This window comes from Moorena sp. SIO4A1 (assembly GCF_010672065.1).
Classification (GTDB): Bacteria; Cyanobacteriota; Cyanobacteriia; order Cyanobacteriales; family Coleofasciculaceae; genus Moorena.
Window position 1 is genome coordinate 190,732 of record NZ_JAAHHX010000008.1, and the last position, 25,474, is coordinate 216,205.

Annotated in this window: 23 protein-coding genes, 2 tRNA genes and 1 pseudogene; 11 read left to right on the forward strand and 15 right to left on the reverse strand. The window is 43.7% G+C overall.

The window, feature by feature from the left end:
• The first annotated feature begins 31 nt into the window (after positions 1 to 31).
• Complete coding sequence (locus F6K53_RS09055) at positions 32 to 595, forward strand: Uma2 family endonuclease (RefSeq protein WP_293040117.1); 564 nt, start codon at positions 32 to 34, stop codon at positions 593 to 595.
• A gap of 219 nt (positions 596 to 814) precedes the next feature.
• Here F6K53_RS09055 and rbsK read toward each other — a convergent pair whose 3' ends face one another.
• The 5 genes from rbsK to F6K53_RS09080 form a co-directional block, all read right to left on the reverse strand.
• Positions 815 to 1,744 carry a ribokinase gene (gene rbsK / locus F6K53_RS09060; protein WP_293040119.1) on the reverse strand — a complete coding sequence of 310 codons (930 nt, stop codon included), beginning with the start codon at positions 1,742 to 1,744 and terminating at the stop codon, positions 815 to 817.
• Positions 1,745 to 1,913: 169 nt separating this feature from the next.
• On the reverse strand, positions 1,914 to 2,141 hold the full coding sequence (locus F6K53_RS09065) for a hypothetical protein (RefSeq protein WP_293080417.1): 228 nt from the start codon (positions 2,139 to 2,141) through the stop codon (positions 1,914 to 1,916).
• Between the two features lie 178 nt (positions 2,142 to 2,319).
• Entirely contained in the window at positions 2,320 to 3,402 is a 1,083-nt protein-coding gene (locus F6K53_RS09070) for a phosphotransacetylase family protein (RefSeq protein ID WP_293080420.1), read from the reverse strand.
• A 49-nt stretch (positions 3,403 to 3,451) separates the two neighbouring features.
• The gene (ebsA, locus tag F6K53_RS09075) at positions 3,452 to 3,826 is read right to left on the reverse strand and encodes a type IV pilus biogenesis protein EbsA (RefSeq protein WP_008191631.1); all 375 of its coding nucleotides are present in this window, start codon (positions 3,824 to 3,826) and stop codon (positions 3,452 to 3,454) included.
• A 353-nt stretch (positions 3,827 to 4,179) separates the two neighbouring features.
• Positions 4,180 to 4,587: a DCC1-like thiol-disulfide oxidoreductase family protein gene (locus F6K53_RS09080; protein ID WP_293024549.1), complete on the reverse strand. Its 408-nt coding sequence runs from the start codon at positions 4,585 to 4,587 to the stop codon at positions 4,180 to 4,182.
• 839 nt (positions 4,588 to 5,426) lie between these two features.
• On the opposite strand from F6K53_RS09080, the gene F6K53_RS09085 reads away from it, so the two are divergent.
• The gene (locus F6K53_RS09085) at positions 5,427 to 7,115 is read left to right on the forward strand and encodes an NAD-binding protein (protein ID WP_293027500.1); all 1,689 of its coding nucleotides are present in this window, start codon (positions 5,427 to 5,429) and stop codon (positions 7,113 to 7,115) included.
• Positions 7,116 to 7,259: 144 nt separating this feature from the next.
• On the opposite strand, the gene F6K53_RS09090 is transcribed toward F6K53_RS09085, so the two are convergent.
• The 3 genes from F6K53_RS09090 to F6K53_RS09100 all read right to left on the reverse strand — a co-directional run bounded on the left by F6K53_RS09090 (position 7,260) and on the right by F6K53_RS09100 (position 9,173).
• Entirely contained in the window at positions 7,260 to 7,652 is a 393-nt protein-coding gene (locus F6K53_RS09090) for a hypothetical protein (RefSeq protein ID WP_364305526.1), read from the reverse strand.
• A gap of 608 nt (positions 7,653 to 8,260) precedes the next feature.
• On the reverse strand, positions 8,261 to 8,584 hold the full coding sequence (locus tag F6K53_RS09095) for a type II toxin-antitoxin system Phd/YefM family antitoxin (RefSeq protein ID WP_143727455.1): 324 nt from the start codon (positions 8,582 to 8,584) through the stop codon (positions 8,261 to 8,263).
• A gap of 397 nt (positions 8,585 to 8,981) precedes the next feature.
• Complete coding sequence (locus tag F6K53_RS09100; protein WP_229415183.1) at positions 8,982 to 9,173, reverse strand: hypothetical protein; 192 nt, start codon at positions 9,171 to 9,173, stop codon at positions 8,982 to 8,984.
• Between the two features lie 126 nt (positions 9,174 to 9,299).
• On the opposite strand from F6K53_RS09100, the pseudogene F6K53_RS09105 reads away from it, so the two are divergent.
• The 3 genes and pseudogenes from F6K53_RS09105 to F6K53_RS09115 all read left to right on the forward strand — a co-directional run.
• Positions 9,300 to 10,004, forward strand: a pseudogene (locus F6K53_RS09105) (NADPH-quinone oxidoreductase); the annotation flags it as partial.
• Positions 10,005 to 10,570: 566 nt separating this feature from the next.
• Positions 10,571 to 10,915 (forward strand): hypothetical protein, encoded by a 345-nt coding sequence (locus F6K53_RS09110; RefSeq protein WP_293020376.1) that lies wholly within the window; start codon positions 10,571 to 10,573, stop codon positions 10,913 to 10,915.
• A gap of 556 nt (positions 10,916 to 11,471) precedes the next feature.
• Positions 11,472 to 12,740, forward strand: coding sequence for an MFS transporter (locus F6K53_RS09115; protein ID WP_293080424.1), 1,269 nt, complete (start codon positions 11,472 to 11,474; stop codon positions 12,738 to 12,740).
• 9 nt (positions 12,741 to 12,749) lie between these two features.
• Here F6K53_RS09115 and F6K53_RS09120 read toward each other — a convergent pair.
• Positions 12,750 to 12,823, reverse strand: a tRNA-Arg gene (locus F6K53_RS09120).
• A 75-nt stretch (positions 12,824 to 12,898) separates the two neighbouring features.
• Between F6K53_RS09120 and moaC the strand changes: the two genes are divergently transcribed.
• The gene (gene moaC / locus F6K53_RS09125) at positions 12,899 to 13,393 is read left to right on the forward strand and encodes a cyclic pyranopterin monophosphate synthase MoaC (protein WP_293080427.1); all 495 of its coding nucleotides are present in this window, start codon (positions 12,899 to 12,901) and stop codon (positions 13,391 to 13,393) included.
• Positions 13,394 to 13,504: 111 nt separating this feature from the next.
• Here the strand turns inward: moaC and moaB are convergent, their stop codons facing one another.
• On the reverse strand, positions 13,505 to 14,026 hold the full coding sequence (gene moaB, locus F6K53_RS09130; RefSeq protein WP_364301162.1) for a molybdenum cofactor biosynthesis protein B: 522 nt from the start codon (positions 14,024 to 14,026) through the stop codon (positions 13,505 to 13,507).
• Positions 14,027 to 14,118: 92 nt separating this feature from the next.
• Here moaB and F6K53_RS09135 point away from each other — a divergent pair, with 92 nt between their 5' ends.
• Both F6K53_RS09135 and F6K53_RS09140 read left to right on the forward strand, forming a co-directional pair.
• Positions 14,119 to 14,397: a 2TM domain-containing protein gene (locus F6K53_RS09135; RefSeq protein WP_293065016.1), complete on the forward strand. Its 279-nt coding sequence runs from the start codon at positions 14,119 to 14,121 to the stop codon at positions 14,395 to 14,397.
• 294 nt (positions 14,398 to 14,691) lie between these two features.
• Positions 14,692 to 15,006 carry a DUF3181 family protein gene (locus F6K53_RS09140; protein WP_071103773.1) on the forward strand — a complete coding sequence of 105 codons (315 nt, stop codon included), beginning with the start codon at positions 14,692 to 14,694 and terminating at the stop codon, positions 15,004 to 15,006.
• 136 nt (positions 15,007 to 15,142) lie between these two features.
• Here F6K53_RS09140 and fba read toward each other — a convergent pair whose 3' ends face one another.
• The 3 genes from fba to F6K53_RS09155 all read right to left on the reverse strand — a co-directional run bounded on the left by fba (position 15,143) and on the right by F6K53_RS09155 (position 17,778).
• The gene (gene fba / locus F6K53_RS09145) at positions 15,143 to 16,222 is read right to left on the reverse strand and encodes a class II fructose-bisphosphate aldolase (protein ID WP_070390956.1); all 1,080 of its coding nucleotides are present in this window, start codon (positions 16,220 to 16,222) and stop codon (positions 15,143 to 15,145) included.
• 548 nt (positions 16,223 to 16,770) lie between these two features.
• A tRNA-Lys gene (locus F6K53_RS09150) sits at positions 16,771 to 16,842 on the reverse strand.
• 66 nt (positions 16,843 to 16,908) lie between these two features.
• On the reverse strand, positions 16,909 to 17,778 hold the full coding sequence (locus F6K53_RS09155) for an aldose epimerase (protein ID WP_293065020.1): 870 nt from the start codon (positions 17,776 to 17,778) through the stop codon (positions 16,909 to 16,911).
• 2,173 nt (positions 17,779 to 19,951) lie between these two features.
• On the opposite strand from F6K53_RS09155, the gene F6K53_RS09160 reads away from it, so the two are divergent.
• Positions 19,952 to 20,263 (forward strand): DUF6679 family protein, encoded by a 312-nt coding sequence (locus tag F6K53_RS09160; protein WP_008182036.1) that lies wholly within the window; start codon positions 19,952 to 19,954, stop codon positions 20,261 to 20,263.
• Between the two features lie 79 nt (positions 20,264 to 20,342).
• Here the strand turns inward: F6K53_RS09160 and F6K53_RS09165 are convergent, their stop codons facing one another.
• Positions 20,343 to 21,974 (reverse strand): MBL fold metallo-hydrolase, encoded by a 1,632-nt coding sequence (locus F6K53_RS09165; protein WP_293036949.1) that lies wholly within the window; start codon positions 21,972 to 21,974, stop codon positions 20,343 to 20,345.
• Positions 21,975 to 21,984: 10 nt separating this feature from the next.
• Positions 21,985 to 22,146, reverse strand: a complete 162-nt coding sequence (locus tag F6K53_RS09170) for a hypothetical protein (protein WP_158516950.1) — start codon at positions 22,144 to 22,146, stop codon at positions 21,985 to 21,987.
• A 1,217-nt stretch (positions 22,147 to 23,363) separates the two neighbouring features.
• On the opposite strand from F6K53_RS09170, the gene F6K53_RS09175 reads away from it, so the two are divergent.
• Together F6K53_RS09175 and F6K53_RS09180 are read left to right on the forward strand one after the other, a co-directional pair.
• A complete protein-coding gene (locus F6K53_RS09175; protein WP_293071846.1) occupies positions 23,364 to 24,416 on the forward strand; it encodes an ABC transporter substrate-binding protein in 1,053 nt (350 codons plus the stop codon).
• Between the two features lie 243 nt (positions 24,417 to 24,659).
• Complete coding sequence (locus F6K53_RS09180) at positions 24,660 to 25,418, forward strand: ABC transporter ATP-binding protein (protein ID WP_293020391.1); 759 nt, start codon at positions 24,660 to 24,662, stop codon at positions 25,416 to 25,418.
• Positions 25,419 to 25,474 lie beyond the last annotated feature (56 nt).

The window sequence follows — 25,474 nt, forward strand, 5'->3', positions numbered from 1 at the left end:
AGCTCCAAAACAGGACATAAAAGAGGTGGTTATGGTTGCTTCTTATCACAGAGAGTACATGACTCCCGAAGCTTATCTAGACTGGGAAGAAAAGCAAGAACTTAACTATGAATACATCGACGGCGAAGTCTATGCTATGACTGGGGGAACTATTCCCCACGGAACCATTGCTCTGAATCTTGCCACTGCCTTAAAAAGCCATTTGCGGGGAGGTTCGTGTCGTCCTTTTATCTTTAGTGTCAAAGTGGGTGTATCAGAAAAAGGACCCTTTCACTACCCTGATGTCATGGTAACCTGCGACCAACGAGACAGCAATGCCCTCAAAGTCATTTATCATCCCTGTCTAATTGCAGAAGTCCTCTCTCCCTCCACTGAAGCCTTTGATCGAGGTCGCAAATTTGCTAACTATCGCCGCATCAAAACCTTACAAGAATACCTTTTGATTGATACTCAACAGATCACTATCGAGTGCTTCCGGCGCAATCCACAAGGCAAATGGGAACTCAATCCCTACACAGAAGGAGACGAAATTCACTTGACTAGCATTGATTTTAGTTGTCCCATCTCCTTAATTTATGAGGATGTTACTGTATAGTTACTGTATAGTAGTGACTGCTGAGTGGCTGAGTTTTGAAAAAGACGTACTACCAAAACTCAATAATTTGCTCAAACTGGATTAATTAGTATTAATGAGTAGCTCCACCATCAGGATTTCCAGTAGTAGCAAATTTCGGGTAAATGATCTATTAGCAATCATTAATATCTAAGAATTAATATCTAATATCTAATATCTAAGACTATCATGGTATCATAGCTAATAGCTAATACCTAATTCTGTGAGAAAGGCATTGAATGTCTCTTTATCCGGCAAAGACGGCTGAGCCCCAGCCTTAGTCACAGCAAGCGCCCCAGCTGCAGCTCCCCATATTACCGCTTGCCGCAACGGTAACCCTTTGGCTATTGCCACAGCCATTGCACCATTAAAGGCATCTCCAGCTGCCACAGTATCCACAGCCTCAACAGAAAAAGCAGGGACGAAGAACGATTCAGAAGCAGTGGCACAGAAAACCCCCTGCTCCCCTAAGGTCACAATCACCGTATCCACACCTCGTTGCAACAGTACTTCTGATGCGTTCTTCGCTGACTCTATGGTATCGACAGGAAAATCCACTAGTACAGAGGCTTCCAACTGATTCGGTGTCATAATATCCACCATGCCATACAGTTCCTCTGGCAAGTCCTGAGCTGGTGCTGGATCAAGAATCACTGGACAACCCACTTTCTGAGCTGCGGCTGCTGCTAAAAGCACCACTGACATGGGAATCTCCAACTGCATCAATAAAACAGCGGCTTCTGGCAACAAACTACTGAGGCGTTCCACATCAGTTTCATTAACATGCCCATTAGCACCAGCCAGGAAAATAATGGTATTCTCCCCAGCCTGATCCACCGAAATCACTGCAATCCCAGAACTCACCGCCTCCTCAACCAAAACGCTATCGATGTCAACACCCGTTACCCCTAGACTGTAGCGTAGCTGAGTGCCAAAATCATCACAACCAACGCGCCCCACCATGTTAGTGGGGATACCCAACCGTGCTACCGCCACAGCTTGATTGGCCCCTTTCCCACCAGGAGCAGTAAAAAATTCATGGCCTTGTAGTGTTTCACCTGGAACTGGTAACCGGGGAGTTTTGGCTACCAAATCCATATTGATACTGCCGAAAACAATAACTGGTTTCATCGTTAACAAAATTACAAGTTAGCAAATTGAAAGTTGAAAAGAGTTAGAAGGCAAGCAAGTTTAACGTTGTTCGCTTAGCGTAGCCTTTTGGCAAACGTTTTAACCTTCAACATTATAACCTGACAACCTTCAAAATTAATGATGACAAAAACCAGAATTGTTTTCATATTTAATTTATAGCAATTCTACGACTTGTGAGGTACACATTTATGGGTTTTAGGGAGCAGGGAGCAGGGAGCAGGGAGCAGGTAAGAGGTAAGAGGTAAGAGGTAAGAGGTAAGAGGTAAGAGGTAAGAGGTAAGAGGTAAGAGGTAAGAGGTAAGAGGTAAGAGGTAAGAGGTAAGAGGTAAGAGGTAAGAGGTAAGAGGTAAGAGTGAAAAAATAATGTGTACCTCATAGCTACGATAAACGCTATAATAGAGTTACCTTTAACAGAGTTATAATTTATTTAGTAACTTTCAAGTTAACGTTTTAACCTTGGCCAATAGCCCACGCTACGGAACCTGCAAACCTACCCTATACAGAATCGCCTTGTGCGAATAACCTTCTCACCTTTTAACCTTCAACTAATGCATCTATAAAGCTGGTTTCAAACCAAGTAACTTGATCAACCGCTCAATGTCGAAATATTCATTCATCATCTGTTGCATACACTCCACCTTAATTGCTTCATGGAGATGTACTTGACCAAAAGAATTGTCAATAATCTCAACAGTAGTGAGGGTGTCTAAATCAACGGAAAGTACGGGAATTTCAAACTCTTCAGCACGTCTGAGAATAACCGCTTGAGGCTGAACTTGACCGGTAAGAATTAAACAGTGGGTTGAGGTTTCTAGAGCAGCCATCTGAAGGTCTGGGCGATCGCCTCCCGTCACCACCGCCATATTAACGCCCTTGCGTAGATACTTCAGAGCAGCATTGACATTCATCGCCCCAATGGTCAAGCTTTCCACCATCAAATCCAAGCGGTCAGGGCAGCATAGCACTTTAGCTTGCAACTGATGTACTAGTTCCCGAACACTAACACTGCGCAACAGATTATTTCTAGGCATCATTCCCAATACTGGGATTTCTTGCCGTTCCAGAAACGGTTTCAATGTTGTTTTTACCCTTGATAGCTTGTCTTGGGGAATATCATTAATTAAAACTCCCAGTAAGCTTTCTCCCAGACGTTGCTTAGCAAATAACAACGCATCTGCTAGTAAAACCGAGTGAAAACGAGCCACCAATAAGACAGCAGCATCAATTGTCTGAGCAACTTTTGGTAATGATAAGTTAAACAGAGTCCCCGCACTCAAGGTTGCTGGTCCTTCCACCAAAATTACATCACTACTTAGTGGTTGGAGATAGTCTTGAAGAGACTGACGGTAATCGGTTGAGTCTTGTCCTCCCAAGCGTTTTTCAATGGTTTGAGCATCCATAAACAGCAAAGGCGATCGCACCATGTTATCTGGCAACTTAAGTATGTCAGTGATAAACTGGACATCTTCCTCTATCGTTGACCCTTGATTGCTACTCAAAAAGGTACCCAGTGGTTTACAGTAGGCAATCGTTATCCCTTTTGCTTGCAGTTGATCGGCAATTCCCAGGATCGTTGCTGACTTACCGCTGTAAGCTTCTGTTGACCCAATTAGTAAATACTTAGCGGATTTTGCCACCCCTTATTTACACTCCTATAACTATAAAACTGGCTATAAAACTGGTTGTTTATTCATCAATGCGTAGTAGTTTGCGGTAGAATGCCTTGGAAAAATCCGTTATGCGCGATCGCTTAAAGTTCATAATCACTTCGATTAAGTAATTCACAAACTCAGAATTTTGCATAGTCAGTTCGTAACTGAGATCCGCGTTACCATCAAACTGTAATCGGCAACGAGTTAATTCCGAAGGAAGATTAGATACAAACCAAGTAGCAACGAAGGGAATACTATCACCGCCTTCTATGTGGCGACGACCTTCCAAAGACCCTTGTTGGTAGAGGCTAATTGCTATAGGTAAAAGATTCCGTTTATTACCCTGGTAGTAGGGAACATAAATCCCGACAGCTCCTTTGTCGGCAGGCTTAAGTTTTTCGATCGACATGGCTGAATATCACTCAATTGCCGTTGATGGTATTGATGTAACTATTCCTATGGGACAATCTCCGTGATGGAAAACCCATCACGATCAGATGATTAGTCCAGGAAAATAAGTATTCTAATACATTACATTCAACTTTCCTATAGGTTAAGCTTATCCCCAAAGTTTAAAATAGGGAATTGTGTGTTTCTAATTACAAGAAGCGCGGATAAAAGTTGATTGAGTGTAAGCATTTAGCTCTGCTGCTCTGCTGCTCTGCTGCTCATGCGCTACTTGAGGTACTGACGGCTGACGGCATTAGGGTGACGGCATTAGGCTGACGGCTGAATGCTTATGATTGAGTTTCTAGTCTAGCCTCAACTGGGATTAGCCTTGCAACCTACTGGGTAAACCGATTTATACGTAGTAGAACGCTTACCAAACCAACTGTAACGATTATCCCGAATCTGCTCGTAAACCTGATCCCCTACCGACTTCACCCCAGGCATTGCCCGATAAGCGGATACAAAGATATTACCCAATGGCAATAGACGCCCAATCTCTTCAGCGGCATCACTTCCTTGCCATCGACAATCATCAGAAGAAGCATCGATCAAAATCATACCCATCTCACACTCGAGAGGTGTTACCCCTAATTTTCCGCAAGCTTCTTTATCCTGCATGGGTATGTAATCAAATAGCTTGCCCTGATCCAGATTTTCTAATAGTTGTACCAGAGTCACACAAAGATTACAGTCGCCATCGTAAATAACGTGATATCCCATTCAGCCTCTTTCCTAAATCCTAGTTTATCTGCCCCAAAATAGCTTATCACCCTATTTTCGACTACTACTGTAGTCCTAAACATTGCGGCTAGAGCCCTGTCAAGTTTGAATTGAAACGTTCACCAAGCGGTGCGCTTACAGTCGGCGAATTTAATTCGACGACTGTAAGCGCACCGGGACGGAATTGCTGCATACGGCGCGCATAAAAAACAAAATTGAGGCTGATAACTTAATTGAACAGACTATTACAACTATAAACCTAACCTCCCTCACCTATACTCAGGAGGTCTGATGCAATGATAATACGATGGCGGCAGTTATTGGTTAGAATAACAATTTGGCTAGCAGCTGAGATCATCCTCAACTTTCTGGGGCTGGACAATCTAGCTGACTACAGCGAGTTCATATACGAGCAGGAGGTTGCCCTATCAAGTCAATACAGGCTTCCAGCCATTGAGAGGCTGCCCCATTTCTAGTAAACCTTGATAGATATTTATAGCCAGTTCCTTGTGAAGATGAAGTGATCAGGGGGTGACGGGTCGAGGGAGTGATCAGCTGTGAGGCATCTACATCATCTAATTTATATATCTAATTTATTGATTTTATTTTAATTTATATATTGAATCGGCTTGCGAAGCAGGCACGCAGAGGAGCAGGGGATAAGGTTAATCGGTATTTCGAGCTTACCTCAATCGCTTACGGGGCGAGATTTTACCCTTTCTTTCCCAGCAGCAGTGTCTTCCGCTACAATTCTTTGAGCTATCTTGGATAAGAATTGTAAAAGAACACTTAGCTAGATGCAAAACGACAACTATTATTTCGGTCAACAAGGTTGACACATGAAACCCCGCATCATTATCTGTGGCTTGGGTCGCACTGGATACAAAATATTCCGCTTACTGAAGCAGCAGGGAGTAGCTGTTGTTGGCATCAGCAACAGAATAATGCCTGGTGACGAAAACAATATTATTATTGGAGACTTGCGGGCTGTTTCTACCCTACTTGCCGCTGGACTCGAACATGCCCAAACCCTAGTTCTCGCCTGTAATGACGATGCTCTCAATCTGGCAATCCTGACTCAGGCACGAGTGATTAATCCACGGATTCGGATCGTTAACCGATTGTTTAATAGCAGCCTAGGTACTCGTTTAGATCAGACCCTACCCGATCATGTCAGCATGAGTGTTTCTTCTCTAGCAGCACCGGTATTTGCCTTCGCAGCAATGGGGAATCGAGCCATTGGGCAACTCAAGCTACACAATCAAACCTGGCCGATACACGAAGAAATTATCACCGAAAGCCACCCTTGGATGGGAACACAGTTGAGTGACCTGTGGGATGAGCGTAGGCGAATGTTGATCTACTACCTACCGATGGACTCGAATTTAGATCTAGTTTCCGCAGTAGCTCAGGGCAAACAGTTACAACCTGGCGATCGCTTAATTATTGGTACTCAGCCTCGGTTTCGTCCTAAACGCCAATCCTGGCTACAGAAACTGCTGAAAGTTTTCACAAACTTACAACAGTTTCAGCATCATGCTCAACCAATGTTAGTAGTGACCCTTTTCCTACTCCTGATAATTTTTACAGCCACATTGACTTATGTGTGTGTCAACTTAGAAACCTCTATTGTTGATGCTCTATATTTTTCTGTGGGTATGATTACGGGTGCTGGTGGTCAAGAAGAAGTAGCAGAAAAGTCCCCGGACACTATTAAGGTATTTACTGCTGTGATGATGTTAGTAGGGGCTGGTGTGATTGGGATTTGCTATGCTCTACTAAACGATTTTGTCTTAGGTACCCGACTCAAACAGTTTTGGGATGCTGCGAGAGTTCCCTACAGAAATCACTACGTTGTATGTGGACTGGGAAATGTAGGAGTCCAAATCCTCTACCAACTTCATGCCCAAGGCCATGAATTGGTGGTCATTGAAAGTAACCCCAACAATCGTTTCCTGAACATTGTTCGTTCTCTTGGTATTGCAGTCATTCACGGAGATGCCAGTTTACCTGCTACACTCACAGCAGCACACATCCAACGAGCAGAAGCCCTCTTAGCAGTTACTAGTGATGATACTGCCAATTTAGAAATTGCTCTAAGTGCCAAAAGTCTAGCTTCGAAATTGTCAGTGGTTGTCCGGAATCAAGACCCCCACTTTTCCCACATGGTACAGCAAGTGTTTGAATTTGAAGCAGTATTGTCTCCCACAGAATTAGCCACTCCTTCTTTTGCAGCTGCGGCATTAGGTGGACAAGTGTTAGGCAATGGTATGATTGGTGATACGCTTTGGGTTGCCTTAGCAACTAAGATTACCACCGAGCATCCCTTCTGTGGACGCCGTGTTAAAGATGCTGCCAGGTCCGCTGACTTTGTACCACTGTATCTAGAAACTAAGTATCAAACGATTCATGGCTGGGATTTATTGGAAATTAACCTAGCCGCTGGTGATCTTTTGTATCTAACTATGCCAGCAGTTGGTTTAGAGCAATTGTGGCGCACAACACCACCTCAAATGATGCTGAGGTGAGTGACAAATGGAACCCATGGCATCTAATGGCATCTAATCTGAACATGATCAACAATGAAGGATGAATGATACAGCCCTAGCTATAGTCTAAGGTTCATCATTCATCACTCATTATTCATGATTACTCGTGCAGGATTAGCGCAGCTAGAAAATACCAACTAGGACAATGGAAGTCATTAAGAAACCAGCCAATATTACAAGGATGCCAGGTAGGTTCAACCAATGTTTAACTTCCTCTGATTCTTGAGGCCACTCTTCTTGCTGCAGTTGCATCTGCCGAATCAGATCGGAAATTGCTTCAGCATCCTTGACATGGTGTAGTGCCTTGGTGTCACCATCAGGGTATTTCACTACGAAGTAAGTGGGAACTTTGATGTGATCCCCTGTAATATCAATCGTATCCACAGCAACCTGCTTCGCTTTTTCCTCAATAGTTTGGGGTTCAGTGGCAATTCTATCCCCTGGGTTAGCTGTTAACTTAACTCCCATTCCCATTGGTGATGCGTAGCTGACCATAGAAACCTCCAGATAGGTCAAAGTTTTTTATTAGGTGCGCTTTCCGCATCTAATTATTAAATTCGCCACGGGTCGCACCTCTGGATTTCATTTTACGTAACTTGGAAAACAATTATTCAGCTTAAGCGCGATATTTTATTTATATTATCAATACTTTAGATTTTTTAGTAATTTAGTTAAGATTGCAGCGGTTTCCTGTAATCAAATGTAATCTAACAAATGTAATCTAGCAATTTTTTATTGAAAATCGCCCTGAGTCGCAATACGGTTCGGTTAAGCTTGAAAAGCATGTAAACTGGTAATTGTCATCAAGGTGCGAAGGGCAAAATGCAACTCAAAGAATTCTCCTTGGTTGTACCGAAGATTGAATCAGGTACAGTACTCAAATGGTGCGCCAGCCCCATCCTCCAGAAATTTATGAGTTAATCGAGGTGAGGGACCCTAAGGTTCAAGCTCACTGGCGGCAGGTATCTAACGGTTACGAACTAAGCGTACGCCAGTCCGTCCAGTGCAGCGTCAGAAAGGTTACGCAAAAGCCCGTGATTGTTGGGTTTCGTGCCTCAACATTATCCCCCCTTTGAGTCAACCTGATGAATTGAGGTCCTCGTAAACCAGTAAATTAACTCTTTTTAACAGCCTTTTATCATTCTCTTGTAGCCAAATATAGTCAGACCAATATGCTTCGGTAAAAGTGATTTTAATTCATAAATTAATTGTTTAATTGACTTTTTTACAGATTTAGCTTGTTCAATTGATTCTAAGAGATGTTCGGCATTGGTAGGATTGGATAATAAATATAGTGTTTCTTGCCAAGAGTTAAATTCATCTAAAGACATTAAAACAGCTTGTTTTCCTTGATCATTACATAATATAGTTGGTTCTACATCAAGAATGACCCGCTCGATTAGTTTATCTAATTGGTGTTTGGCTTGATTACTCGTAATTGCTTTCATTTTTAGCTAGTCAGAGTTACATACACCAGAAATGTAACAGAAATTAACTTTTTTTTGGTCATCCAAACCTACGGGCGATCGCATTATGAGTCCGATTTTGTTATGGTAACTTACAATATAAGAGAAAATCTTAGGGTAACAAGCATGAAAATCAAGGGTTTTGGGTGGTGCGTTCTTCATAATCGTGGGGTGAAGCAGCAGATTGCTTCAAGGAAGGCACCCTACAAGAGGGACGATCGCTACGAGCCAATTGGCATCAGCCTAGTTCTTCACCTAGGGTTTGCTGTGATGCGTGCCGGATGTGTAGAATGCGAACGGTCGCTCCTTCTTGCTCTTCCAATATGGTAAAAAGAATTCGATATGAATTACGTCCCCGACCGTAGAGTAATTGTCGTATTTATTGACTGAAATACTTATTCTCTCTTGCATTAGGACAACGTTTTGGAAATTGCGATAGAGATTCGATTGCTTGTAGCAATCCAGAATACCAAAGGCTAGCCTGGGTAGGAGATGTGACTTGGGATAAACGTAGGAAGGCGCTGTCGGCTTCCGCCTCTGCCACACTGGAAATTTCAAGAGAGTATTTCATGAATCGACTGGCAGGTTATACTGGCGACGCTGCTCTTGGGCAAACTCAGCGAAAGACCGAAATCGACCTGCCTGGAAATCATTCAGTCCTTTTTGAATGACAATCAGCTCGCGGGGCGTGCAANGTATTGGTGGAGTTGCGGTTGACCTACCCTATGGATGGATAGATAAGTGCGAAGACTTCTGTGACTACTTTGACCCTAAAGTTGATGAGTACGAACGGTTAATCACCAACAACCCTATCTTCCGCCGTCGAGTTGAAGGTATCGGTACCATTAGTCGGGATGAAGCCATTAACTGGGGACTTTCTGGCCCAATGCTACGAGGTTCTGGAGTCAAGTGGGACTTACGCAAAGTTGACCACTACGAATGCTACGACGACTTCGATTGGGAAGTACACTGGGAAACCGGGGGTGATTGTTTTGCCCGGTATGTGGTGCGGATTAGGGAAATGCGGGAGTCAGTTAAGATTATCCGTCAAGCCTTAAAAGGACTTCCTGGTGGTCCTTACGAAAACCTAGAAGCCAAGAGGATGGCAGAGGGCCGCAAATCCCAGTGGAACGACTTCGATTATCAGTTCATGGGCAAGAAAATTGCCCCTACCTTCAAGATTCCCAAGGGCGAACACTATGTCCGTCTTGAGTCTGGTAAAGGAGAACTAGGAATTTTCATTATTGGTGATGATAATGTCTTTCCTTGGCGTTGGAAGATTCGTCCAGCCGATTTCAATAACTTACAGATTCTGCCCCATATCCTCACAGGAGTCAAAGTTGCCGATATTATGGCGATTCTCGGTAGTATTGACATCATTATGGGGTCAGTAGACCGTTAAAGTAGCTTAATGCTTTTAGGTAATAGGCTCAATGGCTCTAGGTTTTAGAGTAAGCGGGTTTTGGCAACGTTGATTAGCTCCGCCTCAAGTACGGAAGCTCTCAACTAATCGAGTATTCCTCCTATTCTTTGCTAAGCTAGGAGGAATTTTTGATTTTAGGTGCGCTCTTACCATTAAGAACTAAATTCGCCACGGCTCGCACCTGTTGTAATACTGTGATGTTAAGACAGCATTTAGCTGTCCGGCAAAATTCATCCCACACCTAATTCGCAGCATAGGTGTGGGATAAATTTTGCACAGAGTATGTATGGAATTGCTATAATATATGTACTGATAAACAAAGCCGAAAATGCTGGTTTGTCAGCTATTTAACTAGCGGAAAAATCGAATTTTTGTATTGTTCCGGCGCGGAGGGGCATCCCGTGTCGTCAATAAAGCTTGCCGAGTATCCGAACCGTTGGGTGGAGTTGGCAAGAAGCCCATACTGACCTTACAGGTTCAGTGTGGGAGTATGTCACGGAATTCTAGGAATGTAGCTCCAAAGACTGAAGAGTAAATTGCTGTCTATGAGTGAAAATCCCCCACCTATTAAAGTATTACGTCAGCGCCATGTAGGCTGGGATAAGCCTACCGAGGAAAATCTCAAAACTATTAAAACTATTGAGTTATTATGGAGTAATTTGTTCGAGGCAATTTTTGATCCCACTGAAGATAACTGGTTAGACCATTGGCAAAAGCTATACAAAACGATTTTAGAGCTTTGTTCTGATAACGAAGAGCGCCGCATTACTCTAGTCTACCTAAGCAATGTTAAGGATTTGACAAAAGAAGCTAGGGAATGGAAAATGCTGGTGACTTACCTGGAGAATACTAAAGACTGGGCTAGAAAATCCATTATTAGAGGATCATAAACCGTTAAATAAAATAGTGAAAATAGTGACGCTTCGCATAAGCCACAGGCCCCGTCAAAATTATCCTTGATAAAGTAAAACCTGTAAAGGTGCTAACAGCAAGACCCCTATCCCTTCTACAAACCCTTTCGGGAATACAATTATTATCATATTAAGCGCTCCATTATGGGCTACCGGTAGCCAAGCTTGAGCTTAGTTATTGCTGCGATCGCGTGACTCGCGTAGCGGCTCTTTCAGAGCATCGCAATCTTAATTAATTTGTGAACAAAAACAGGTTGTGATATTCTTCCCCCAACGCCGATCACCCCATCACCCTGTCTAAGCCTCTGGGTAAATTGTTAAGAAGAGTAAACTAGAGAAGTAATATTAAGTCCGGTTAATCACTTCCCAAATAGTTCCTGGATTGTTGGATGTTAGCCCTTTGGCTGATGGGTAATTGACAATTACCCATCAGCCAAAGGGCAAATACTGATTACCCCATAAGGACTATGATGATTATTCAATCGGATGTGATCTAACTATCTCAAGTGCCAGTTTGGTCAGGATTATAGAGCGCGTGAAAGTTTTTCAGACCCTGGAAGGGCAGCAACGTCAAAGTTTGCTGATTTTATTTACTGTTGGTCTACTATTTTGGTCAAGCCTATCGTCTTTGTTGCCAACCCTGCCGCAATATATTCAAGACGTGGGTGGAACCAAGCAACAGGTGGGGCTAGTAATGGGTTGCTTTGCCATTGGTCTGTTGCTGTTTAGAAACCCACTGGGGCGTATGGCAGACCTGCGCGGTCGCAAGCTGGTAGTAATTATTGGTACTAGCGCTGTAGCTCTAGCGCCTTTGGGCTATCTATTTACCCAGTCGATTAGTCTGTTGATGCTGGTTCGAGTGTTTCATGGCATCAGTATTGCGGCGTTTACCATCGGTTATATGGCTCTAGTAACCGATTTGTCCCCTGTTGAGAAGCGGGGTGAGTTAATTGGTTACATGAGTTTGGCAACATCGATTGGTTTAGGTCTCGGACCAGCGCTGGGGGGTTTTCTACAACAAGAGGTTAGCTACACTGTTTTATTCTTAGTGTCTGCGGCTCTAGGTGGGCTGGGTGTGCTGTTAGGGAGTCAGATTCGTGAACCAATTAGGTCTGCTAGACCTGAGCAGGAACAATCAAAATCTTGGTTAAACTCGATTTGGCAGCTATTGGTCAAACTATGGCAGTTGTTAACCAGCCCTGCTCTTGGAATTCCAGCTTTGGTAATGCTGTTGTTCGGTATAGTATTTGGAACAAAAGTTAGCTTTGTCTCTCTGTTTATTCGAGAGACTGGTATTAATCTCAATCCAGGATTGTTTTTCACAGCTGCTGCGATCGCTAGTTTTGTGATTCGTGCATTAACTGGTCAGGCATCTGATCGGTATGGACGAGGACTTTTTATCACCGTTAGTGTGGTTTGCTATATCATCTCAATGTTGATGATTTCCCAGGCTGATACGGAAGTTGGATTTTTACTAGCTGGTTTATTAGAAGGAGCTGGCACTGGATTATTCATACCGATGATGACTGCTTTGATGACTGACCGCTCCTCTGCTGACGAACGGGGTCAGGTATTCGCTGTCTGCATTAGTGGGTTTGATTTAGGGATTGGCCTAGCTGGGCCGATCTTTGGTTATGTCGCCGACCTGTTAGGATATCGAGGAATTTTCTCCTGTAGTGCTGGTATAGCATTTTTGGCACTGATTATCTTTATGACCCAGTCCAACAAAAATTTATCCCGTTCCCTCAGATTCTCCATCGGTCGTGAACGGGATTTATATGCTATAGACACTAGAATGCCTTAGCTTAGTAAACGGGCTAGGAGGGATTCGAACCCCCGACACCGTGGTCCGTAGCCACGTGCTCTAGTCCACTGAGCTACAAGCCCTTAACTGCTGCCACTTTTCTGTGGGTCAACAGTTACTTATCATAACACATAGATCAAAAATTTTGCAATACTCTTGTGGAAATCAATCGCTCGCTATCCCATCTCGATAGTCAAGGTCAAGCTCAGATGGTCGATGTTTCTGGCAAAGCGCTTACCAAACGTCAGGCAGTAGCCGCTGCTCAGGTACGGATGAAAACCACAACCTTCAACACCATCCAAGCTGGTAATGCCCCCAAGGGTGATGTCTTAGGAACCGCTAGGCTGGCTGGGATTATCGCAGCAAAGCAAACTTCTCAACTGATTCCTCTGTGTCATCCCTTGCCCCTACACAAGATCGAAGTTCAAGTCGAACCTGACCCCCAACTACCGGGATATCAGATTCAGGCATCTGTGACTACTAAAGCTGAAACTGGTGTCGAAATGGAAGCACTAACAGCAGTTTCTGTTGCGGCTTTGACCCTTTACGATATGGCCAAAGCGTTGGAAAAGTCTATCGCGATTGAATCGATTCGCCTGTTGAGTAAGACCGGAGGGAAATCCGGCGATTACGAAATCTCAGGCGATTGCTAAGTTAAGGAATGATCTCAAGTTAAGTTGGGTCAGCACTTAGCACTCTCCGCACTCAGCACGCTCAGCACTCAGTTAACCATTACCCTTTCAACAGGAAATCTATGGCTAAGATTAGGTTTCTCGCAAACGTGGCATCAGTTCCACGAGATTACAGGGGGAATTGCCCAAATCGAGTTGCTCTTTGATAATCTGCTCCCAACCTGTCCGACAAGCTCCAGAAGATCCTGGCAGACAAAAGATGTATGTTCCGTTAGCCACACCAGCCAGGGCACGAGATTGGATAGTAGAAGTCTTAATCTCTTGGTAGGAAATCATGCGGAAAATTTCACCAAAGCCCTGGATTTCCTTATCCAGCAGGGGTTGAATCGCTTCTGGTGTACCATCTCGACCTGTAACACCAGTTCCTCCTGTAGTCAACACTACCTGTACCGATTCATCAGCAATCCATCGGGAAACCACCTCACGGATTTTGTAGATGTTGTCTGGAACAATAACCTTTTCCGCTAAGTGATGCCCCGCCTGGGTTAAACTCTCAACCAGCAGCTTACCCGACTTATCCGTGGCTTCGGTACGGGAATCGGACACCGTCATGACTGCAATATTTAAGGGAACAAACTGTTTGGTTCGGATCATCTTCAATCCAACATTAGGTTCTAAAATTAAATTAACTGACTAGGGTTGGTATCAGACCAAGCCGTTACACAACTAAAAACTGACAAATATCTATGCCTCCTCGTTGGCCTCGTAAACCTGACCGACGTGATCCAGCCTACCGTCGTCTAGATGACCGCATGAACTTTGCTGTACATGTGGCAATTTTTGCTGCTTGTAATTCCGGAGTGTGGTTCTTCAAAACTATACAGTATGCTCAATGGACTTGGGCATACTGGTTTACTTGTCTGTGGGGATTGATTTTAGTAGGGCATGGGGTTTATATATTTGCGATCGCAAACTATACCCCCCTGCCTACTCAAGAACCTCCAACCGAATCCCCTCAAGGATGAAATCACCCAAGATAATTGTAGTAATTGATTTTTTCTTGACTGTTGGCGCTTAACTGTTGACGGTTAACTGTTGACGGTTAACTGTTGACGGTTAACTGTTGACGGTTAACTGTTGACGGTTAACAGAAAGCCAGCAAATAAACTCCGGTCTTTTAATACAAGGTGATGAGCAAACTTTTTTGAGGAAAACCTTCAATTCTAAACCTTCAATTCTAAACCTTCAACTTTAAACCTTTAACTTTAAACCTTCCTTAGATATCCCAACATGTAATTAATTAGAAACAGCTAATTACCATGGCTAATCCAACTTCTACAGAAGCAATTGAAACTCTCGCTGCTGAAATTGGCGACAAGGTATATATTGATGTAGCCAAATGGCATCTCTACCTTAGGGATGCCCATCTACATACCACTTTGGCTGAACAATTTTATCCCCTACTAATCGATAACACTAATACAATCACAGAAGACCAGATGATGCCAATCCTGCAAAGCATTCAGGTCAAGCTAGGTGGTGGTAAACGGCAAGTTCCCCTAGCAGATTTGCTACCCATGCAGTGTCAGATGGATCTAATCGATATTCTCGAAGAGTATCAAAGACAGCTGTAGGTGTCTTAAAATAGCAAATTTTCTAATAACTAATCACTAATAACAAAAAATTGGGTAACTTTAACAGCTACCCAAATAATTCTGCTTGTTTTTGGTTCACCAAAACAGCAAAGGTTTTCCTGTGAAGCGTTAGAAACTAGGCAGTTACAGCCTTTTTCGCCACAGCACTTAACTCACCGTTGGCATACTTAGTTGCAAAAACATCGATAGTCGCTTGCTTGATCTTGCTAGCATTACCAGCAGTACCAAAGGCTTCGTAACGCTTCAAGCAAACCTGCTTCATATACTTGATAGAAGGCTTGAGGAAGTGACGGGGGTCAAAGTTAGAAGGATCTTTGGCAGCAGCTTCCCGGATAGCAGCAGTGATAGCCAAGCGGTTGTCGGTGTCAATGTTAACCTTACGAACACCGCTCTTAATACCCTTTTGAATTTCTTCAAGGGGTACACCATAGGTTTCAGGAATAGAACCACCGTACTGGTTGATCATGTCAAGCCACTCTTGAGGCACAGAGGAAGAACCGTGCATCACCAAGTGAGTGTTAGGCAAACGCTTATGAATTTCTTCAATGCGACTAATGGCAAGAATTTCTCCAGTCGGCTTGCGGGTGAACTTGTAAGCACCGTGGCTAGTACCAATAGCTACAGCTAGAGCATCAACTTGGGTGCGCTCAACAAATTCAACTGCTTCGTCGGGGTCGGTCAATAGTTGGTCGCGACTCAGAGTTCCTTCAAATCCGTGACCATCTTCTTTGTCACCTTTACCGGTTTCCAGTGAACCTAGGCAACCCAGTTCCCCTTCAACACTAACACCGATAGCATGGGCAACTTTTACTACTTCGGCAGTAACACTGACGTTGTAATCGAAGCTGGCTGGAGTCTTAGCATCAGCTTCCAAGGAGCCATCCATCATCACACTGGTGAAGCCGTTACGAATTGCCGAATAGCAGGTGGCTGGGCTATTGCCATGGTCTTGGTGCATGGCAATGGGAATATGAGGGTAGGATTCCACCGCTGCTGTGACCAGATGGCGGAGGAAGTTCTCACCTGCATATTTGCGGGCACCACGAGAAGCTTGTAAGATTACCGGACTATCCGCTTCTTCAGCAGCCTGCATGATAGACAGGATTTGTTCCATGTTGTTAACGTTGTATGCTGGAATCCCGTAGCCGTTCTCAGCTGCGTGATCCAACAGTAGCCGCATGGGTACAAGTGCCATATTATATTCCTCCTAACTTTGTTTGTTAGCTATTCCGGCGAGAAGCCTCACGTCTGACACTCCCTAGTGACTCGTGAACAGAATCGCCAGTCCAGACATGTCAATCTAGTTGCTTCTAGACAAGGTTAATTCTTTAGATAATCTTAAGATATTTTGCAGCTTTTATTCAAATTTCTTGATCAGATCATCTAGACAAAGCTGAGTCTATAAAACTTGACAAAAATTACCAAATCTAGAAAATACTCCCCAAGTCCCCCTGGTAAAAATCTGGATAAACAGTAAAGTATAGGTAGTTTTGCTAAGAGTTTTGAGAAGAGCTCCTAAGCTTTCTGATGGGATCAAGAATTTAAGGTTCGTTGGCGAGTGCGGGTTCTGACAAGCCCAGGAAGTATCCCTCTTAAAGCACAGAGGCGGTCAACTGCCCATCTTGTACCTAGTACCTAATACCTACCTAGTACCTAACACCTACCTAGTGCCTCATACCATTAGCCTCATACCTATAATTTGTATCAATAGACATATGCGGCTAACTAACAGTTAGCTAAAAATGGGTCGCCCGGGACTCGAACCCGGAACTAATCGGTTAAAAGCCGAGTACTCTACCATTGAGTTAGCGACCCGGTAAGCTTTTTTGAAACATACCTTTACTAAGAATATCACATTGATAAGGAAATGTCTAGGGAAATTTAGAAAAATTTCGCCGTTAGCCTCACCGATGCCTCACTACTCTCTCCGGGAGCTAAGTGAGTTAAATTTTCCCCAGTGTTAAGAGCGTTACGGGGAGCACTCCAAGGTTCAAGGCAATAAAAGTCCTTGCCTTGAACTGTCCAAAAGACCAACGTCGAGAAAACATCAGTGTAGGTCAATGCGATCGCTAATCCCCTTTCGGGATCAGTAACACTGGCACTCTTATCACTAAGTTGCCCAAACGCTACATCAATTTCATCACAGCTAAAATCAAAATTGCCAGTGAAAGGATGTACTGCTTGAGTTTGCTTCTCCTGATACTCCGATGCAGGAATATCAAACTCGAGTTTAGTTTTGTCAGACGTCAAGAAGTAGGGATGGAAACCTGTGGAAAAGGGCATCGGTTCAGCGGAATGATTAGTATAGCGCTGATCAATGTCTAGGGTGTTGCCCTTTAATCGATAGGTAAAGGTAACTTCGAAGTCAAAGGGATAGACAGAGCGAGTTTGATCATTACTCTTGAGGGTGAGAGTCAACACTGCCATGTCACTCGTTGCACTATCAGTCACCTCCCAAGGCAAATTACGGGCAAAGCCGTGTTGTTTTAGAGTATAGTCTTGGCCAAGGTATGTATAAGTATCATTAACTAAGTTTCCACAGATGGGGAAGAGGATGGGAATGCCACCCCGTACACTCAGATTGGGATCTTTAAAACGTTCAGCATCAAGATAAAAAATCTCCTGACCTTGGATATTCCACCGAGTGACAATGCCACCCCGTTCAGGAACCACTTCTAATCGAGACTGGGCATTGTGGTCAGTGAGAATGTAAGTTTCGTATTGGTCTTGACTGCGTACGATCTCAAACACTGGCTTTTCTCCCTTACGATTTAAAATCAGATTGATCAGTCTATTGAGTGCCTAAGCACTTTTGGTCACAGCAAGAGCCTATTTTTGAGTGACTCTGACTGCGACCGATGGCAGGTTGGCAGATTGGCAGTTTTTTTTTCAAAATTCATGCTTAGTGCCAAGCACGTACAGGGATTAGCTTTCGGCAAAAGAATCCCCAAATCGGCGACCCTTGGCACCCTATGGGGGCCAAGCTACGGGAATGGCCACGGGTGCGCGTTCGCGCTTTCTTGTGGGATGAATTTTGCACAGGGTCTTTTTAAAAATGTTATATTCTATTTACTAGCAAGCAAAGCCGAGAATGCTGGTTTGTTTGCTTACAGCAAAACAAGCCCCACATCTCAGTGCTTCGCTATGAGTGTGGGATGCATTTTGCACAGGTTATGCATGGAATTGCTATAATATATGTACTGATAAACAAAGCCGTTCGCGTAGCGTGGCCTACGGCCTTAAATGCTGGGCAAGTCAGCACAACAGTCTTAAAAAAAAGACCAAGAAAACAGAGCGGCAGGGTTTGAAGTTACCGTAAGATAGGGTCGCCTTAATCAAAAAGTTTTAACCCTTTTATGCATAGCCGACTAACCATAAAGGCGACCCTATCTAAGGTTTCGTCTCTCGGCAGTCCGTTCTTAAAGCCCAGCGCCTCCTAAGCAATAGCCGGATTGGTTGCGTTCGCGGAGCGTGGCCAAAGGCCAAGCCTAAACTAATTCTAAAGAATAAGTTTAGGATCTGTCACTATGTCACAATGATTGGTATTTCAAACCTCTAGACACCTACCAAAATGTTGGCTTCTTGGATCAGAAGGCTTTATCCAGGCCGATGTTAATAAGCAGTAGGATTTATCCTGTTGTATCCTATAAATAGCCAAGTCGGTGAGAAACCTAACAGGTAACAAGACTAAAGGTAACGGCACAGCTCTTTTTGAGCTGAGGTCGTTTCTAGTGTGTTTAAACCACCACAGCAGTATGAGTCAAATCCTACTGTGAACGTTGCTAGTAGCCGGTTTTTAACCGCTTGAGCAACATCCGCTCATAATCCCCTATGTTTCAACTTGGGGTATTTTTGAAATTCTTACTCCATTCTCTGGATAGGAATGCTAGTGGAATCTAAGTTTACAAATAACTATAGAGTAACCATACCCCCAAAAACCATCTCTTAAAGACTACAGCACCATTGCTGGCAAGCAGGAGAAATGGGTTAGGGCTCTGTAGGTTAGTGAATTAAGGGATGTAGCGCCGACCTGAGGGGGTTTCCCCAACTCGCGTTCTGCATCAAGACAATGCATAAAAACAATGTATAAAAAAAGTAATCAATGACATGAGCAGCGTTGATCAACTCAAACTCAAGCTCGCTTCTAATGCATGCCTTACTCTCAAGCAATGAACATAAAAGACTATTAAGCTATTTTAATCTTTAACAAGGAATAGACAAACCCGCTTGATTCCATGTTAAGTTAACCAAAAATGATTTCAAGCCAACCCCTACCCTTTAGGGCTGGGGATACGAGGAGTGAGCTACAATTATTGCTAATCCTTTAAATACTTGGAATCTATTTTTGCTGCTGATGGCGGCTCGACTACTCAAGTAAATGGTATTTTAGTCGCCAGAGCCAACAAACAAAGGATCTGGAGTATTCCTACTCTGGTGGTTCAGGTTTATTATAACCTTCCATTGTATCTCATCATCACAATGATGGAGAGAATCCCGCCAATTATATTCGTGGGAAGTATGTCAAAAGAAAGTTGTTTCTAAAGAAACAGAAAAGCCACGAGCGAGAGTTAGCCACCCTGGCGAGGGATTGCTCGCCAGGGTGGGCGTGGAGCGTATCGGGATTTATCCCGTTACTAAAAGTAGCGACACAGCTAGAAATCAACCTAGCCAAGGTCAGTAGGGCATCTTTGAACGTGCCGCAACGATATGGATTGGAGTCTCTATCCAGGTCATATCGTAAGCGTTGCGAAGAGGCGCGACCCAAGGCGAATCTTATTCGCCATTGGAAAGCGCGCCAAGCGCGGTTTCAAGCCGCGTAGCAACATCAGCTTAGAATCCCCGTGTTTTTAAACCGGGGAGAGTTCAAGCAACCGCTTACTTCACCAGTAAAACGAAGAGTTATCTGCAACAGGAGAAGCCGAATATGCTACACCGCAAGATTTATCAACTCTGCTGCGATGGTCGTGAGGTCTGCGTTTTCTTGCGGGATCAGCAACGTTGGATTGAACACGCCCGCATTGTTGATATCGAGGGAGATTTAGTCACAATTCGTTATGAAACAGACGAAGAGGATGAGATCAGTTCCTGGGAAGAAATGGTCCGCTTGGAAAGCATAGGCTCTGTGAGTCACAAGCTAGCTTCTGTTTTCCGAGGTAATGTTGATCCGATAGTCTCTGATGATTGTCCGGAGGCTGAACAAATTCACCCCCGCTCCCAAGACTTAAATCAGGACTAGATTGTTCATTGTTAATGGACAACTGTTAAGGGCAAATTGATAACTCACAACTAGCTAGCAATTTGCCCTTAACTATTCGTTACTCAAGGGGTTCTATCCGTTCAAAAACTGGACAGTACCCCTCCAGTGTTACTTTAAAACCATAGAGAGCTGAGGCTGGATTCCAGCAGCGCTGGCCTCTTTGGTATAGACAATTACCACAACACTCGATATTAATTGGTATCTTGGCTTTACCCCCTTGTTTGAGTAGTTCTCGTTGTGACAATCCCCGCAAGACCAGTTCTTCTCCTTGCCAGCGGGCTTCTACTAAACCAGTATCAGCGAAATTTTGCCAACGAGGATCCGTTGCGATCGCCCTTGAAAGAGTGATATAGACAAGTGTATCTAATTCATTCAACTCTCCTTCATAGTTCGTTTCCGTTGGTAGAGCTGGTCTGATAAAGGTATCACCAATGGGAAGTTCTACGAGTGTTCCTGCTGCTGGCGTATGGAGGTGATATCGATTTTGTAACTCTTCCAAACCAGCAAGATCACCTAGGTAGGTAGGGGAGCCGTGAACAAAAATCACATGTTGAGGTCGAAGATTATGAATCAACTGGGTGGTGCCCAGACAATCCCCATGTTGAGCCAGCAGATAAGTTTCAACCTTAAGCCATCCGTAGTCATCCATTGGATCCAACGATTTAAGATGTTCCGGTTGCAGGACAACCCAAGAAGGGTTCTCTTGCTGCCAGTACTCCCTCCAATCCATGTTTAAGTCAGTGAGGATAATACAGGGAGATTTACCGATAGCATCTCGCTGCTGGGGATCTAACCGCCGCACCCGAGGACGTACCCGCTCATCCCAAAACAAGGCTTGATGTCGGGCAAAATTTTGTACTGAGGTGGGAAAGTGAGACAGCAGTTCTAAGTAAGCATTACAACCAGCAGCCACCGTTCCATTGACCCAAATATCCAGGTCGCGTCCTGTAAAGTGGTGATGAGAGCGTAGGAGCATGAGGATTTCTTGACCTAGACCTAAGGTAGGCACTGGTAACAGAACTGAGTTATTGGTAGCAATTGCCTGCTCAATACGCTCTACTAGTTGATTTTCTTGTTGCCGCCGATGGGGATGTCGAGCAGTGCCATAACTGCCTTCTACAATTACCACATCCGGCTGTGTCCCCCTGAGTGATTCAAGGGATAATCCCTCCACCAGCCGCGAGTTCGACAGGAAAAAGTCACCGGTGTAAAGCAGTCGGTAAGTTCGATGGTGAGTGGTGTAAGTGAGTAAAAATGCTGCTGCTCCTGGCAAGTGTCCAGCTGGGAACAATTGAGCAGTGAGTCCCTCGCAGAATTCTACAGGGGTAGCCCACGGCAGAGCTTGACAAAATGGGGGAATATCTTCAGGAGGCAGTTCCGGCCAGTTGAGTAGTAATAGTTGAGTCGTTACCTCACTGGCGTAAATTGGTAATTGTGGAAAAGTTTGGTGAAGAGCCAGCAATCCCTGAGTATGGTCTGAGTGAGCGTGGCTACACAGGACTAAATCGGCTGGTGGTATCCCATCGATCTGTAGGGGGGAAATGTCTTCTAATCCACAATCAAGGAGAATGCGGTGTGGCCCCATCTGCACCAACAAACAAACCCCTTCTGCACCATGACCAACACCGTAAGGAAAGCAGGTTAATCGGTCATCCTGATCAGAGGATGCTACTGGGCGTTGATTGCTCATGAGCTTCAACTTAAATTTTAGCTAATCTGGCTCCGTTAACCCACGTCTTACTAATCAGGGAAGGGTGAATGATTAAGCCTTGGAAGAGGCAGACAGCATCGGCGATCGCCAACGGAAAATAAGGTGGAACTATTTTTACTAAGGCTGCATCTTCCTTGAACGGAAAATTCAACGGATTCTTCCCCAGTCAAAACAAACGTGGTAGAGTTGTCACTCCGTAGCAATTTAGAGGGGTTTGTATGCTGGATATACCCTATAGGTCACTCTGGAGTCTATGAAAATCCCACACCCTACCCCTTAGGGTGGGTGTGGGTAGTTCTCAACTAGTTTCCCTTCTTTCGAGGTCAGAGTCAAGAGGGGATAAGGGCTGCCAACAACATCACCACAGTAGGGAGTTAAGTAGGCATGGACTGGCGAAGTTCCTATAACCTCTAAGTGAGGATTTTAATTTTTTGACACTCCCGATCCCTAGAAGGCAGGGGCTTGGGAAAACCCCCGTGAGCCCCCTTACACTCCCCGCTCTAAGGCCTTTGGCCACGCTTCGCGATCGGTCAGCATCTAGACTTTAGCCTCTGCTTTGATGCCAGATGCATGGATTTTTCCAAGGCTAAACGATGAAGGCTTTTTGAAAGCTCAGCAGCTGACCGCTAAAGTAAATACTGGAAGCTTAGTGTGCAGAGCCGTTGCCGTGATAATCGTCTGAATCATAAAATCCGTTCTTAGTCCCAAAAAACAGGCACAAAGCAGTAAAAGCAATTGTTAGTACCACTAAAACCAGTTTTACTTCCATTTTCTTAATAACTCCTCATGGCTGTCAGAAAAAACCGTCACGTTCATTGTAACTCCCTCTTTCGTCGAGAACCTACCTCAATCCCCTGCCTAAGCTGTCACGCACTTAATTTTTGGGTTGAGGCGGATGGGGAGATGGGGAAATGGAGGTGGGGAGAGGGTTTCATGGTTTGTTTCATAAGATGAACAGATTCAATTTAGATGCGTGTTAGCTTAAAAGCCATGGCTACTGTAATATTTTTATATTGCTATATGATTATATTTAATTAATTAGAGCGAGTATGGTATTATTTCTATCAGTGTGTTTGTTGGGGTTTAAACGCGAAAGTGATAGTGAGCTTATAAAAAATGGCAAGTACAAAGTACCAGCTTAGTGAGTACAGCTTAGTGAGTACAGCTTAGGGAGTAGCAGCTTAATGCGATCGCTATCGGTAGTAACTTAGGTAAATTACGCACTATCATAGAAGCTGCTAATCGCGAACCTATACCAAACTCAAGGTTTTTCCCTACCAGACCGTTCTAGTTTGCCTAAAGCTGCACCATTTCAAACCACCACAACCAGATCATCTCAATTACTGCTCTAGCCGGTTGAAGTTTTATATGAAAGAAATCTATAAAATTAAGCGTCGCCAATTACTTAAACTTAGCTCCATCACTCTTGGTAGTAGTGTTTTGGCAGCTTGTAATAATCAAACCTCTACACCATTAACTACAGAAAAAAAAGGTAAATTAGATCAAATAAAATTTGCTTTGGGGTGGAAAGCTGAAGCAGAATACGGTGGTTTTTATCAGGCTGTCGCTACTGGCATTTATCAAAATTATGACCTAGATGTTATTATACAACCAACAGGTCCTCAGAGCAATCCCACCCAATTATTACTGGGGGGAGTAGTTGATTTAAGTATGGGACAGGCTGTTGATGCTATTAGAGCAGTGCAACAAGGCATTCCCAAAATTACTGTAGCAAGTATCTTCCAAAAAGAAATACGAATTCTATTGGCTCATCCAGGGGTAGGCAATGACTCTCTGGCACAATTAAAAGGTAAACCAATTTTTATGGCTCCTGGAGCTATCACAACCTATTGGCCCCTACTCAAGGCAAAATACGGTTTTACAGATGACCAGAAACGCCCCTACAACTTCAATGTTAGCCCTTTTTTAGTAGATAAAAATTCAGCCCAACAGGGGATTTTGACCTCTGAACCATACATTATAGAAAAAGAAGGAGGCTTTAAGCCCAATATATTATCCTTAGCAGAGGCTGGTTATAATCCCTATACTTTCACCATTGAAACCACGAAGAAACTCGTTGAAACTAACCCCGATCTGGTGCAGCGATTTGTTGATGCATCAATCAAAGGATGGTATAGCTATCTAGAGAATCCCGAACCAGCCAATGAGCTGATCAAAAAAGATAATCCAGAGATGAAGGATGACCTCATTGCCTATGGTCTGGATAAGCTTAAAGACTATGGTATTATCATCTCTGGCGATGCCGAAAAACTTGGCATTGGGGCAATGACCGATGAACGTTGGGAAAGTTTGTTCAATGAGTTAGTTACGGTTGGTGTACTTGATGCAAAGACTGATTACAAACAAGCCTACACCTTGGAATTTGTCAATAAAGGAGTAGATTTTTATAAAAAAAATTAGTTAACATTATATATGAGTTATATACATGTTAATATCCAAGTTAATTAGATATTGTTATTATACATTAATTTATATCTAGTCTTGCCAAGCCAGATTGATAAGTTCAAATATTAACCGATTCTTAAGCAATGATTATACCTCTTGCAAAAGTATTTTTATGATACTGTTTTTATAAATTTTTTTCCGCTGTTACCTGTTACTTCCGACTTCTGCAAGAAGTCTATTGCTACTAACTGACAATAGATGAACCAAAAACCAGCTATTTCTCTTACCCATGTCAACAAAACTTTTGACAATGGTACTGTAGCGCTAAAAGACCTAAATCTCAACATCAATAAGTCCGAATTCATCAGTCTGGTAGGACCATCGGGATGTGGCAAGAGTACCCTGCTACGCATCATTGCTGGACTAAGCACTATGAGTTCGGGAAACATAGAATGGAGCGATCGCGCCCACCAAAAGGAGATAGCTTTTGTCTTCCAAGAAGCAGCACTAATGCCTTGGGCAACGGTAATGGGAAATGTTCGTTTGCCTCTTAAATTGGCTGGGGTCTCTAAAAAAGTGGCTGATAATGCTATTAAAGAAGCGCTCCAATTAGTTGGACTGGAAAGTTTTGCCCAATCCTATCCCCGTCAACTCTCCGGTGGCATGAAAATGCGAGTCTCTATTGCCAGAGCTCTTGTTACTTCTCCCAAGGTATTGCTGATGGATGAGCCCTTTGGAGCCTTGGATGATATCACCCGGACTAAGCTGAACCTGGAGTTACTTGATTTGTGGAGTAAGAAACACTGGACTGTGGTTTTTGTGACTCACAATATTTATGAAGCCGTATATCTATCCAATCGGGTGGTAGTAATGGCAGCTCGTCCAGGTCGAGTAGTGGCGGATATAACTATTGATGAACCATCACCACGTAACGAACAGTTTCGTACATCCTTAGTTTATACAAAATATTGTCAGAAGGTGGCTGAGCAGTTGTCAAAAGGGATGAATTATGAGTGATAATTTATAAATTATTATTTAGACATAACTGATAAATTATGATTATCAAAAATATG